This window comes from Ruegeria profundi (genome assembly GCF_001507545.1).
Lineage (GTDB): Bacteria > Pseudomonadota > Alphaproteobacteria > Rhodobacterales > Rhodobacteraceae > Ruegeria > Ruegeria profundi.
The window spans coordinates 148676-162284 of the sequence record NZ_LQBP01000004.1 but is presented as its reverse complement, the minus strand read 5'-3'; the positions used below and the strand labels follow the sequence as shown (position 1 = coordinate 162284).

The window sequence follows — 13609 nt, the reverse complement described above, 5'->3', positions numbered from 1 at the left end:
AGACGTCGCACCATAACAGGCAATTAAAAGGCGACGGATCAAAGGCATAACGCAGCACGGACCACGACATAAGGTCCGGGGACATTGAGGCGCACGAAGTGGGTAGGTCGAGCAGGACAAACCCCAAAGTGGCGGTGTTGATGGGCGGCCCCTCGGCGGAACGCGAGGTGTCTCTCAGCTCTGGGCGCGAATGCGCGACCGCCCTTGTGGGAGAAGGCTTTGAAGTGGTCGAGCTGGACGCTGGTCCCGACCTTTATGCGCGCCTGTCCGAAATCAATCCAGACGTGGTTTTCAACGCTCTGCATGGTCGCTGGGGCGAGGATGGTTGCGTGCAGGGTGTGCTGGAATGGATGCGCATTCCGTATACGCATTCCGGCGTTCTGGCCTCGGCCTTGGCGATGGACAAACAACGCAGCAAGGATGTGTTCCGAACAGCCGGTTTGCCGATTGCGGACAGTGTAATCCTTCCCAAAGCGGACGTGATGGCAGATCATGTGATGAAGCCGCCTTACGTGGTCAAGCCCAACAATGAAGGCTCCAGCGTTGGCATCTACCTTGTGATGGAAGGTACAAACACCCCGCCGCAGCTATCGGATGATATGCCTGATCAGGTGATGGTCGAACAATATGTCGCCGGGCGCGAACTGACGGTTACGGTTATGGGCGACCGCGCCCTGACCGTGACTGAAATCTTGACTGATGGCTGGTACGATTACGATGCCAAGTACAAACCCGGTGGTTCGTGGCATGTACTGCCTGCTGAAATTCCGTCGGAAATATTCGAACTATGCCTCGATTACGCCATGCGCGCCCACAAGGTTCTGGGTTGCAAGGGCGTCAGCCGGACGGATTATCGCTGGGACGATACCAAGGGCAGAGATGGCCTCTTCCTGCTGGAAACGAACACACAACCCGGCATGACACCCACCTCGCTGGTACCGGAACAGGCCGAGTTTCGTGGGCTCAGCTTCGGCCAGCTGTGTGCCTGGATGGTGGAGGACGCTTCATGCGACCGCTGAAAGCCGCCCGCGCGCCGGTGATTCACCGGTCCAAACCAGTGACTGGGCCGGATGCTGACTTTGCCTCAGGCGCACGGCACGAGGCTGAGGCTGGATTGCACCCAAGCGGTGTCAGACTGTTCGGTCGCAGGTCGCGACGCTTTGATCCAGCACCGTCACGGTTTAGCTATCGCTTTCAGCGTTGGATGCTGACGCGGGGTGTGCGGCGCGGCCTTAGATTGGGGATGCCCGTGGTCCTGCTTGTTGCTGTCGCCGGCGTATACTTCGGTTCAGAAGATCGGCGCGACGCTGCGGTTGCTTATGTTTCCGACATCAAGACCTCAATCCAGCAGCGACCGGAGTTTATGGTCAACCTGATGGCCATTGATGGTGCTGGACCCAATCTGTCCGAAGACATTCGCGAAATTGTGCCACTGGATTTCCCGATCAGTTCCTGGGACCTCGACGTAGAACAGATTCGGGACACTGTTACCGGACTTGATCCGGTCAAGTCCGCCACCGTCCGTGTTCGCCCGGGCGGTATTCTTCAGCTGGACGTGGTTGAACGCCAACCGGTTGTCGTCTGGCGCACACGCCGCGGGATCGAGCTGTTGGACGATACAGGCGCGCATGTCGAGCGTATCGCTTCGCGCAAAGACTACGCCAACCTGCCGCTGATTGCGGGGAAGGGCGCGGATGATCATGTTGCTGAGGCTTTGGCGCTGATGAGCACGGCCCGCAGCTTAGGTGGGCGTGTGCGTGGGCTGGTCCGTATTGGCGAACGTCGATGGGACCTAGTTCTGGATCGTGGCCAGCGCATTATGCTGCCAACCGAACGTCCCGTGCGCGCGCTCGAGCGTGTGTTGGCCGTAAACGAAGTGCAGGACCTGTTGGAACGCGATGTGGCTGTGGTCGATATGCGCCTTGGACAGCGGCCAACAATCAGAATGACCAAAGCCGCCAGCGAAGACTGGTGGAATACAAAAGCGACAGTGGGTAACGGGCAGAAACGACCATGATGACCGATCTATATCAGTCCCAAAGGGCTATGCGGCAAATGCGCAGGCAGGCGATGCAGCGCGGTGTTGTCGCCATTCTGGATGTGGGCAGTTCCAAGATAGCCTGCCTTGTGCTGCGGTTCGATGGTGCGGGTCGGCTAAGCGAGGATAACAGCATCGGGTCGTTGGCGGGTCAGACCGGGTTTCGGGTGATCGGTGCCGCAACAACGCGGTCGCGGGGCGTGCAGTTCGGCGAAGTCACTGCGATGCAGGAAACCGAACGCGCCATTCGAACTGCGCTGCAAGCCGCGCAGAAGATGGCAGATATCCGAGTGGACCACGTCATTGTCTGCTTCTCGGGCGCAAACCCCCGGTCCTATGGGCTGGACGCGCAGGTCGAATTGGACGGACAGGAAGTGACCGAGGCTGAGGTCGGCCGCGTGTTGAATGCCTGCGACGTGCCGGATTATGGGGCTGGACGCGAAGTGCTCCATGCCCAGCCAGTGAACTTTGCGCTGGATAACCGATCCGGCCTGATTGATCCGCGGGGGCAATTGGGCCAGACGCTCGCCGTGGACATGCACATGTTGACGGTGGATGCCGTTGCTATCCAGAACATCCTGCGCTGCATCAAGCGTTGCGATCTTGAACTCGCCGGCATTGCGAACTCGGCCTATGTGTCGGGCATCTCAGCCTTGGTGGAGGATGAGCAAGAGCTTGGCGCGGCCTGTATTGACATGGGCGGTGGCACAACCAGCGTGTCGATCTTCATGAAAAAGCACATGATCTACGCGGATTGCGTGCGTATGGGCGGGGACCACGTCACCGCTGATATCTCGATGGGCTTGGGGGTCCCGGCTGCTGTGGCAGAGCGGATCAAGACCTTTAATGGCGGTGTCCACGCAACAGGGGCCGACGACCGCGACCTGATCGATATTGGTGGCGATACCGGTGATTGGGAACACGACCGCCGCACCGTCAGCCGTGCCGAACTGATCGGTATCATGCGTCCGCGTGTTGAAGAGATTCTGGAGGAAGTCCGCGTTCGCCTGGATGCCGCCGGTTTCGAACACATGCCCAGTCAGCAGATCGTGTTGACCGGGGGCGGTAGTCAGATCATGGGGCTGGATGGCCTGGCCACCCGTATTCTTGGCCAGCGCGTCCGTTTAGGCAGACCCCTACGCGTCCACGGCCTGCCACAATCAGCAACGGGGCCGGGTTTTTCCTCGGCCGTCGGGCTTAGTCTGTTTGCAGCACATCCGCAGGACGAATGGTGGGATTTTGAAATTCCGGTCGACACCTATGCCGCACGGCCGCTCAAACGCGCTATGCGCTGGTTCCGTGACAATTGGTAGAACACTCGGGATCGCGGCGTTGGTTGCGTTGGCTCCGCTTACGGCCAACGCTCAGACTCGGATTTCCCCCGATGTTTTCCTGGACGCGGTCCAAGGTAAAACCGCCATGTTTTACGATTTTCCCAGCGGTATCCTCGTCGGCACCGAGCAGTTTCTGAGTCGCGAACTATCCGTTTGGCGGATGGAGGGTCGGGGCTGCGTATATGGGCAGATTACCACGCCTAATGGGCAACTTTGCTTTCTGTACGATGACGATCCGGATGGGGTGCCGGTCTGTTGGTGGACCTTTGAGTATGAAGGGCGGCTCATGGTGCGATTGGCCAGCTTTAATAACACTGAAATCCAAGAGGTACGCAACATCTCCGAGGACGACCTGAATTGCCCAAGTGCCCAGATTGGCTGAAGAAATGTCTTGCGTGCCGAACGTATTTCCAGCAAGTTACCTACAGGGTCCGTCAGAGGCCAAGCGGCAGGACATGAGCAGTTTTCCGCTTAACAAAACCGGTGATCTTTCAGTGGCGCGTGATCCAGCTCTGCCGCGTGCTCGCTTATTTTGTGGTGGATTGAGATCAATCCGCAACATATCGCAATTCATGCGAAATACCGTTTAGCAGCGCCTTAATTCCTCCATATTTTGTGGAATTCGACTATTTTTGGCGTGACCTTTTGGGTTTCGAGCGGTAGGATTGTCCGTGAACAGGTAAGAAAAACACCGCTTTGGCGGGTCAATAAAACAGGCGGACAGAGCATGACATTGAATCTTTCGATGCCCGGGCACGACGAACTGAAGCCTCGGATTACAGTATTTGGCGTTGGCGGTGCAGGCGGAAACGCCGTTAACAACATGATTGAAAAACAACTTGATGGCGTGGATTTCGTAGTCGCCAACACCGACGCGCAAGCGTTACAGCAAAGCCAGTCGTCATCACGGGTGCAACTGGGCGTCAAAGTGACCGAGGGTCTTGGCGCCGGTGCCCGCCCAACTGTCGGGGCTGCGGCTGCCGAAGAAAGCATTGAGCAGATCGTGGATCACCTGGCCGGAGCGCATATGTGCTTTATCACAGCTGGCATGGGTGGCGGCACCGGTACAGGTGCCGCGCCGATCATCGCACAAGCCGCGCGCGAACTGGGTGTGCTGACCGTCGGTGTTGTGACCAAGCCGTTCCAGTTCGAAGGCGCCAAGCGGATGCGTCAGGCCGAGGACGGTGTTGAGGCCCTGCAAAAAGTCGTCGACACGCTGATCATCATCCCGAACCAGAACCTGTTCCGCCTGGCCAATGAAAAGACCACGTTTACCGAGGCGTTCTCGATGGCCGATGATGTTCTGTATCAGGGCGTCAAGGGGGTGACCGACCTTATGGTACGTCCGGGCCTGATCAACCTCGACTTTGCCGACGTTCGCGCTGTGATGGACGAGATGGGCAAGGCGATGATGGGCACCGGTGAGGCTACGGGCGAAGATCGTGCCGTTCAGGCGGCTGAGAAGGCCATTGCTAACCCGCTGCTGGACGAAATCAGCCTCAAAGGTGCCAAGGGCGTGCTGATCAACATCACCGGTTCGCATGACTTGACTCTGTTTGAGCTGGACGAAGCCGCCAACCGCATCCGCGAGGAAGTGGACCCCGAGGCGAACATCATCGTTGGCTCGACGTTGGATACCGCGATGGAAGGCGGCATGCGTGTGTCGGTCGTGGCCACCGGTATCGATGCCAGCGAAAAAAGCGTCGATATTCCGGTCGCGCGCCGCACCATGTCAGCCCCTTTGACACGCACTGTATCCGCCGAAGAGCCGCAGCAGGATGAGACCCCCGCTGTTGCGGCTGACATGGCGGAACCCGTTGCGCAACCCGAAGAAAACCGCGAACCGTCATTGTTCGAGACGGCAGAAGAACCAGCACAGCCGCAGTTCCATCCTCAGGCGGAGCAGGATGATGACGGTTTGCCGCCGCCGGCCTACCAGCCGCGCGTGGCAGAGTTTGAGCCGACCCCTGAGCCGGTTGAGCATGCCGCGGAAAGCTACGTCGCACCGCAACCCAAGCCCGCCGCTGGCACTCCGTCCCCCGAGGCATTGCAGCGTTTGCAAACGGCGGTTCAAAAGGTTCCTGCATCCGAACGCGGGTTTTCCGCGCCTCGTCCGCAGGCTCCGCGACAAGCACCGGCGCCTCAGGCAGAGGCGCAGGATCGTCCTCGGTTCGGCTTCAATCGCCTCATTGATCGGATGACCGGACATGCGGCAGATACACCTGCTCAACCGGTCCGCCAACAACCCCCAGTGCGCCAGGCTGACGCTACGGCACCTGCGCATGATGAGACTGATCCTGAACAGGACCGGATCGAAATTCCCGCCTTTTTGCGGCGCCAGGCCAACTGAGCAGGGTAACAAATTAGCGATTTAGGGTCGCCACTTGGCGACCCTTTTCTTTTTAAAATCATAACTTAAGCTGTATGTAAGCAGGCTTTTGCCGATCTGTTACATTGATGTTTCATTCGGTTACAAAGAGTGAGTTGTGCCTTGACGCTTGCTTCCTTAACTGAATGTCCAACACGGACCGCCTAGGCCGGACACCACTCATCGAGGCTCACCTTGCAACATACGCTCAAATCCCCGATCACGTTTAAAGGCGTCGGGCTGCATAGCGGCAAACCGGCTACGATGGTTTTGAAACCGGCAGCTGCCGGTCACGGAATCTGGTTCAAACGGACGGATATTGAGCTGGGCAATGCGCTGATCCCCGCAATCTACGACGTGGTGGAGCGGACACCGCTTTGTACGCGCCTAGTGAATGACGCGGGCGTATCGGTCTCAACTGTGGAGCATATCATGGCCGCGCTGGCTGGTTGCGGTGTGCATAACGCGCTGATCGAAATCGATGGACCCGAAGTGCCGATCATGGACGGATCTGCGATCGATTTCGTGCGCGGAATTATGGCGAAAGGTGTGCGCCGCCAAAGCAGCCCGGTCCTGGCCTTTGAGGTTCTGAAACCCGTGACCGCGACGCGTGAAGGCGCAAGCGCATCTATCGTCCCGGCAGACGGTCTAATCATCGACTTCCACATTGATTTCGAAGACAGCGCGATTGGCAGCCAGACCAAAACATTGGATATGCGCAACGGCTCGTTCGCGCGTGAGCTGAGCGATTGCCGCACCTTCTGTCGACGGACCGACGTTGAGGCAATGCGCGAAAGTGGTTTGGCCTTGGGTGGCACGCTGGACAATGCTGTCGTCGTTCAGGGCGACGACGTTCTGACGCCCGGCGGTTTCCGTCACGCGGACGAGGCTGTACGCCACAAGATGCTGGACGCCTTGGGTGATCTCTATTTGGCTGGTGGTCCGATTCTGGGCCACTTCACCGGCGACAAGTCCGGTCATGCGATGACCAACACGCTGCTGCGCAAGCTGTTTGAAACGCCAGGCGCGGTGCGACCGATCCTGTGTACTCCCGAACAGGCTGCGCGCCTTCCGGGTCAGGGTTTAGTTTGGGACGAAATTCCCGAAGTTGCCTGATTGGTTCGCCCCGGTCTACAATTCCGCGAACTGACCTACTAAGGCGTTTTGCCCCGGAATTATATATGCTAGACCAAGGGCAAATCCGGGGTATATCCCGACAAGCAGTACAACAAGGATAGGCGGAATGGTTGGCACCAAAGCGGCAGTCAGATTCGCGGGCGCGATTCTTCTGACAGCAGTTTTGACGGCGTGCGGCAACAGTGGCGCGGACCGCAATCAAAATCTGGAAGGCTTCACGCCCGAGCAGATCTATACGCGCGGTGAATTCGAACTGTCGCAGAATCGCTCGGATGACGCGGCGTGGTATTTCTCAGAAGTTGAACGTCTGTATCCCTATTCCGATTGGGCGAAACGTGCGCTGATCATGCAGGCGTTTTCGTATCACACGGACAAGAATTACGAAGAAAGCCGGGCCGCCGCACAACGCTATATCGACTTTTACCCAACCGACGAAGATGCAGCCTATGCGCAGTATCTTCTGGCGCTCAGCTACTATGACCAGATCGACGAGGTCGGTCGCGATCAGGGGCTGACGTTTCAGGCGTTGCAATCCTTGCGGACGGTGATCGAGGTTTATCCAGACAGCGAATACGCAACCTCGGCTGTGCTGAAATTCGATTTGGCTTTCGACCATCTGGCAGGCAAAGAGATGGAGATCGGGCGCTATTATCTGCGTCAGGATCACTATACCGCGGCCATCAACCGGTTCCGCGTCGTTGTTGAGGATTTCCAGACGACAACCCACACCGCCGAAGCGCTCTATCGTCTGATTGAGGCGTATTTGTCGCTGGGCTTGGTGGATGAGGCACAGTCTGCCGGTGCTATCCTGGGCTATAACTACCAGTCGTCCGAATGGTACGACGCAGGTTACCAGTTGCTGACCTCGCGCGGGTTGGACCTGAAGAGCCGCGGTAACAACTGGCTGAGCCAGATTTATCGCCAGACTATCAAAGGTGAGTGGTTGTAATCGCCATGGTTAAAGGCGTGGGACGCTAAGACCCGATGCTGCGCGCCCTTGATATCCGCGATATGCTGATCATTGACCGGCTGGAACTGACATTTCAGCCGGGTTTGAACGCCTTGACGGGTGAAACCGGGGCGGGCAAGTCGATTCTTCTGGATTCGCTGGGTTTCGTATTGGGCTGGCGCGGACGGGCAGAACTGGTACGTCAGGGGGCCGCGCAGGGTGAAGTTGTAGCCGTATTCGAACTTGGCCCTGATCACCCGGCACATTTGGTTCTGGCCGAGGCTGGCCTGCCGGGTGGCGAGGAACTGATCCTGCGTCGCATCAACACGGCTGAAGGGCGTAAAACTGCTTGGGTCAACGACCGCCGCTGTTCAGGCGAAGTGTTGCGCGCCCTGTCAGACACGCTGATAGAATTGCACGGTCAACATGATGATCGTGGGTTGCTGAACCCGCGCGGGCACCGGGCGATGCTGGATACCTATGCAAAAACGGACGAGCATCTGGCGGCCGTACGCGGGGCGTGGACGAAAATGTCACGCGCACGAAAGGCTCTGGCCGAGACCGAGGCGACGCTTGCCGCCATGCGGGCCGAAGAAGAATTCCTGCGCCACGCCGTTGCTGAACTGGACAAGCTGGACCCTCAGCCCGGGGAGGACGCGGAACTGGATGCGCGGCGCCGTATGATGCAGGGGGCCGAACGCATCAGAGACGATGTCGCGCGCGCGTTTGACCTGCTGGGCGGAGAAGGGGCCGAGGGCGCGATGTCAGATGCCGTACGATGGCTTGAAGGTGTCTCGGACAATGCAGGTGGGCAGCTGGAAGAGCCGATCGCAGCACTGGGTCGCGCGTTGATCGAATTGGGTGAGGCGCAGGACGGGGTAAACGCGTGTCTGCAGGCTTTGGATTTCAACCCGGCAGAGCTTGAGGCCGCAGAAGAGCGTCTGTTCGCAATCCGTGCGTTGGCACGCAAGCACGATGTCACACCTGATGATCTGAGTCGATTTGCGACCACGCTGCGCGAGCGCCTGAACCGGCTGGATGCGGGTGATGCTGATCTGGCGGATCAGCAAGCGGCAGTCGATGCGGCACAGTCCACGTATGATACCGCCGCCGAAGCCCTGAGTGCGGCGCGTCGGCGCGCTGCCGGGCAATTGGATGCCGCGGTGATGGCTGAACTGGCACCGCTGAAAATGGAACGCGCGGTGTTTCAGACCGAAATCACCGCCACCGATCCTGGCCCAGAAGGCACAGATGCGGTGGCCTTTACCGTCGCCACCAATCCGGGCGCGCCCTCAGGACCGTTGAACAAGATCGCCTCGGGCGGTGAGCTCAGCCGGTTTTTGTTGGCCCTCAAGGTTTGTCTGACAGGCGATGACAGCGCGCGGACCATGATCTTCGATGAAATCGATCGTGGTGTCGGAGGCGCTACAGCCGACGCGGTCGGGCGCCGTTTGGCGTCTCTGGCGCATGGGGGGCAGGTGCTTGTCGTGACGCATTCTCCGCAGGTTGCGGCCCGTGCGTCCCATCACTGGCGGGTGCAAAAACAAGTAACCGATGGCCAGACACTGTCCACCGTCATTCCGCTGGCCCAGCCGGACCGGGTGGATGAAATCGCCCGCATGGTCGCCGGAGACACCATAACGGATGAGGCCCGCGCCGCCGCTCGTGCCTTGTTGGATACCTGAGGAAATTCTGCCGCGGTCCGACCTTCAAACCATAGCGATCGCACTTTTATCAGGCGGCTCCGTAGCTTACTAAAGGGTGTGTATTGACCCCCGAGAGCCCATGACCCAATCAACCCGCACCGTTCTGCGCAACCAGCTCAATCAGGCTCTGGCCGCGATCAAGGACGCATGGCGGGTCATGTTACGACGCGGCCCAAGCCAAGTTCAGTTCTGGTTCATTGCATTGGCTATCGGTATTGCCGCAGGCTTTATGGCCTTGGGGTTTCGTAAGGCGATTCAGGCGTTGCAGGCGTTTGTTTACGACACCGATGATATCCTTTTGCTGCATAGCCACGCTGAAAAACTGCCGTGGGTTCTGATCCTGATCACGCCAATCATCGGCGGTCTGATAGTGGGTGTCGTGCTGCACAAGTTCACGGATGATGGTCGGGTGCGGTCGGTCGCGGATGTAATCGAAGGTGCCGCTTTGACCAATGGCCGGGTCGAGGGAAAGGCTGGTGTTGCCTCATTCTTTGCGTCGCTGATCACTCTCTGTACGGGTGGTTCGACCGGGCGGGAGGGGCCGGTGGTGCATATGGCCGGGGTGATTTCGACCTGGGTCAGCAATCGTATCCACGCTGATGGTATTACGGGGCGCGACCTGTTGGGGTGTGCGGTGGCGGCGGCGGTATCAGCAAGCTTTAACTCGCCCATTGCCGGGGCGTTATTCGCGCTTGAGGTGGTGTTGCGCCACTTTGCCGTTCACGCCTTTGCACCTATCGTCATTGCTTCGGTCGCCGGTACGGTAATCAACCGGTTGGAATACGGCGATGTGACTGAGTTCGTTCTTGAAACACCAGGGTCACTGCAATTCTACGTCGAGCTTCCTGCGTTCCTGATCCTGGGCCTGATCTGCGGATTGGTGTCCCTGCTGATGATGCGGTCGATCTTTTTTGCCGAGGATATCGGAAACCACATCCAGACCCGCATCTCTTTGCCGCGCTGGCTGCGTCCGGCGGTATCTGGCGCGATGCTTGGGCTGCTGGCGATCTGGTTCCCGCATATCATCGGTGTTGGGTACGAGACGACGATCCGCGCCTTGACGGGTGACCTGACCCTGACGACCGCAATTTTGTTTGCCGTAATCAAAACGATTGCTGTGGCCATAACAATGGGCGGCCGAATGGGGGGCGGTGTGTTTTCACCCTCGCTTATGATCGGCGCACTGACCGGGCTGGCCTTTGGCCTGATCGCGACCGGGCTGCTGCCAGATGTATCGGGGACGCATACGCTCTATGCTTTTGCAGGCATGGGGGCCGTGGCTGCAGCCGTTCTGGGTGCGCCGATTTCTACTACCATGATCGTCTTTGAACTGACCGGAGATTGGCAGATCGGGATTGCGGTGATGGTTTCGGTTTCAATGTCCACCGCGCTGGCCTCGCGTTTGGTGGACCGATCTTTCTTCCTGACCCAGTTGGAACGACGTGACGTGCATCTGGCGGCTGGACCGCAGGCTTATCTTCTTGCCATGTTACGCGCCGGTGCAGTCATGCGACCGATAGGCGACCCCCGTTCGATCACGAAAGACGAGGCGCTGGACCTGATCAATCAGGGGCTTTGTGTAAATGCCAGCGCAACGCTGGAAGCGGCGATGCCCTATTTCGACCGAGACGACATTCCCTGTATTCCTGTGGTGGTCGTCGAAGAAGACGGCAGCGAAAACCCTGTAGGTGCGTTGTTTCACGTCGACGCGCTAAAGGCGTATAATCGCGCGCTGGCGGCCACGGCGGCCGAAGAACACTCGTAGCCGTAGCACACCGATGCTGTGCAACATGGATAGGTGTCATGGATGAAACGGTAAGAAGAGGCTCGGCGACCCTTACCTAAATCTGCTCGACCTTGACGGTATCACTCGGGTAAAACGCGACATAGCCTTTGAGTTCGGCCATAGCTGGGATCGGGTCTTCATAGCTCCAGGCGGCATTTTCAGTAACCGAGGATTTGTTGACGATCGAGAAATGCGTGGCGTCGCCCTTGTGCGGGCAATGCGTGGTCTTGTCGGTCATGTCCAGAAACGCCATCGCAATGTCCGCGCGCGGGAAGTAGATCACCGAAGGCAGGTCTCCCTCGGTCAATTCCAGTGCATTCGTGCTTTCACCCAATACGGCCCCACCGGAACGGACGCACCATTTGCCTGGTGCCTTGTGAATCGTGATCTCAACCATTTCTCTTCCCTCGTTTTTTCGGGCTTCTCCTCTGCCCGGTTTATGTAACAGCCCGGTGTCAGATCGGCGCAGTTGCGGTATCCAACCACCGCCGTGCCTCATCGCTCAGCCTTGGCCCGATCTTTTCTGCAACATCGCGATGATACGCGTTCAGCCACGCGCGTTCCGCAGACGTGAGCATTTCAACCACGATCAGCCGCCGGTCGATTGGCACGTAAGTCAGCGTGCGCCAGTTCAGCATAGCACGGTCGTCGTCCCCGCCTGGAAGGGGTGCGGCGTCCTGCACGACCACAAGATTCTCGATGCGGATTCCGAAAGACCCCTCGCGGTAATAGCCGGGTTCATTGGAAAGGATCATGCCCGGTTTCAGGGGCACATGGCTGACCTTGGACAGGCGTTGCGGGCCTTCGTGAACGCTGAGATAAGCACCAACACCGTGCCCGACGCCGTGGTTGAAATCTTGCCCTGCGGCCCAGAGCGGTTCCCGCGCAATCCCTTCAATATCACGCCCGGCAAGCCCACTCGGCCAGCGCAGCATGGATAGGTTAACCATGCCCTTCAAGACACGAGTAAAACACGCTTTTTCCTCATCTCCGACCGTACCGATGGCAACGGTGCGGGTGATATCGGTCGTGCCGTCCAGATATTGCCCGCCGCTGTCCAGAACCAGAAGGTGGCCATCTTCCAGACGGCTGTCGGTTTCTTCGGTCACGCGGTAATGCATGATCGCGCCATTCGGACCCGTGCCCGCGATTGTGTCGAAAGAGATATCCTGAAGCGCATTATCCCTGCGCCTGTTCTCTTCAAGCCGGGTGACCACCTGCGTTTCGGTCAGGGTACCCGGTGCCTGTGCGTCCAACCAACACAGCGTCTCGATCACTGCAACCGCATCGCGTAAATGTGCCTCGGCGCTGCCTTCGATTTCTGCGTCATTCTTGCAGGCCTTGGGCAGGGCACAGGGATCGCCGCCATCGACCATCTGATCGTTTAACACGTCCGCCACGGCCTGCGGGAGCGTTCCCAAATCGACCTGAACCTTGCCCTTCAGCGCCGCGACAGCATCCAGAAATCCATCGGGCTCATGCGATGTGACCTGATCCGCCAGTGGCACCACCAACTTCTTCGAAGCCATAAAAAGATCGACCTGACCATCGGCGTGCAATATCGCGAACCCATGCGCCACCGGGTTGTATCCGATATCGGAACCGCGAATGTTCAGCAGCCACATGATGGAGTCGGGCAAGGTGATCACGGCGGCGGTACAGCCAGCCTCTTGCAGGGTTTTGGCCAGACGCGTGATTTTGCTGTCCGCCGTTTCGCCGGCAAACTCGATCGGATGCGCCTTGATCGGATTCATCGGCGGCTCTGGCTGATCTTCCCACACCCGGTCCACCAGATTGTCACAGCGGACAAGTTCGATATTGCTGCCGACCAGCTCTTTCTGCGTGCTGGCGATCTGGCCAGCGGCGTGCAGCCAAGGATCAAAGCCAACCTTGCCGCCATCGGGCAGTTGATCTTTCAACCAAGCGCTGAGGCTGATTTCCGGCCAAGCTACGGGAGTGTACTCTTTGGCGACCTGCGCCTTGACCTGAGTGCGATAGCGGCCATCGACAAATACACCGGCCACATCCGTCAACACCGCGCAGAACCCGGCCGAGCCGGTAAATCCCGTCAACCAAGCCAAGCGCTGATCCCGCGGGGCAACATATTCGCCCTGATGCGCGTCGGCGCGGGGGATCAGGAACCCGTCCAACCCTTCTATTGCCATCTCACCGCGCAAAGCCGCCAGTCGGGGCGGCCCTTGTTCCGGGCGCGCTGTTACCTCAAAGGATTGAAACATCACATACCTCTCCCATACCGGGTTTTACCCGTTCTTCTTTTTGGAAATTCCGCG

Annotated in this window: 11 protein-coding genes; 9 read left to right on the top strand and 2 right to left on the bottom strand. The window is 58.6% G+C overall.

Annotated elements, in window-relative coordinates:
- The first annotated feature begins 98 nt into the window (after positions 1-98).
- The 9 genes from AVO44_RS09085 to AVO44_RS09045 all read left to right on the top strand — a co-directional run bounded on the left by AVO44_RS09085 (position 99) and on the right by AVO44_RS09045 (position 11297).
- Complete coding sequence (locus AVO44_RS09085) at positions 99-1019, top strand: D-alanine--D-alanine ligase (RefSeq protein WP_082677453.1); 921 nt, start codon at positions 99-101, stop codon at positions 1017-1019.
- Positions 1007-2017: a cell division protein FtsQ/DivIB gene (locus AVO44_RS09080; RefSeq protein ID WP_082677452.1), complete on the top strand. Its 1011-nt coding sequence runs from the start codon at positions 1007-1009 to the stop codon at positions 2015-2017. The genes AVO44_RS09085 and AVO44_RS09080 overlap by 13 nt, the downstream gene beginning before the upstream one ends.
- Positions 2017-3351, top strand: a complete 1335-nt coding sequence (gene ftsA, locus AVO44_RS09075; RefSeq protein WP_068336348.1) for a cell division protein FtsA — start codon at positions 2017-2019, stop codon at positions 3349-3351. Before AVO44_RS09080 ends, ftsA begins: the two co-directional genes overlap by 1 nt.
- Positions 3338-3754 carry a hypothetical protein gene (locus AVO44_RS09070; RefSeq protein ID WP_068335684.1) on the top strand — a complete coding sequence of 139 codons (417 nt, stop codon included), beginning with the start codon at positions 3338-3340 and terminating at the stop codon, positions 3752-3754. Before ftsA ends, AVO44_RS09070 begins: the two co-directional genes overlap by 14 nt.
- 345 nt (positions 3755-4099) lie before the next feature.
- The gene (gene ftsZ, locus AVO44_RS09065; RefSeq protein ID WP_068335682.1) at positions 4100-5722 is read left to right on the top strand and encodes a cell division protein FtsZ; all 1623 of its coding nucleotides are present in this window, start codon (positions 4100-4102) and stop codon (positions 5720-5722) included.
- Between the two features lie 213 nt (positions 5723-5935).
- Positions 5936-6856, top strand: coding sequence for a UDP-3-O-acyl-N-acetylglucosamine deacetylase (lpxC, locus tag AVO44_RS09060; RefSeq protein ID WP_068335679.1), 921 nt, complete (start codon positions 5936-5938; stop codon positions 6854-6856).
- A gap of 127 nt (positions 6857-6983) precedes the next feature.
- Positions 6984-7826, top strand: a complete 843-nt coding sequence (locus tag AVO44_RS09055; protein WP_068335676.1) for an outer membrane protein assembly factor BamD — start codon at positions 6984-6986, stop codon at positions 7824-7826.
- Between the two features lie 35 nt (positions 7827-7861).
- Positions 7862-9511, top strand: a complete 1650-nt coding sequence (gene recN, locus AVO44_RS09050) for a DNA repair protein RecN (protein ID WP_068335674.1) — start codon at positions 7862-7864, stop codon at positions 9509-9511.
- A gap of 100 nt (positions 9512-9611) precedes the next feature.
- Positions 9612-11297, top strand: a complete 1686-nt coding sequence (locus AVO44_RS09045; RefSeq protein WP_068335671.1) for a chloride channel protein — start codon at positions 9612-9614, stop codon at positions 11295-11297.
- Positions 11298-11373: 76 nt separating this feature from the next.
- Here AVO44_RS09045 and AVO44_RS09040 read toward each other — a convergent pair whose 3' ends face one another.
- Together AVO44_RS09040 and AVO44_RS09035 are read right to left on the bottom strand one after the other, a co-directional pair.
- Positions 11374-11715, bottom strand: coding sequence for a DUF427 domain-containing protein (locus AVO44_RS09040; protein WP_068335669.1), 342 nt, complete (start codon positions 11713-11715; stop codon positions 11374-11376).
- 58 nt (positions 11716-11773) lie between these two features.
- Positions 11774-13555, bottom strand: a complete 1782-nt coding sequence (locus tag AVO44_RS09035) for an aminopeptidase P family protein (RefSeq protein ID WP_068335664.1) — start codon at positions 13553-13555, stop codon at positions 11774-11776.
- Positions 13556-13609: the final 54 nt, after the last annotated feature.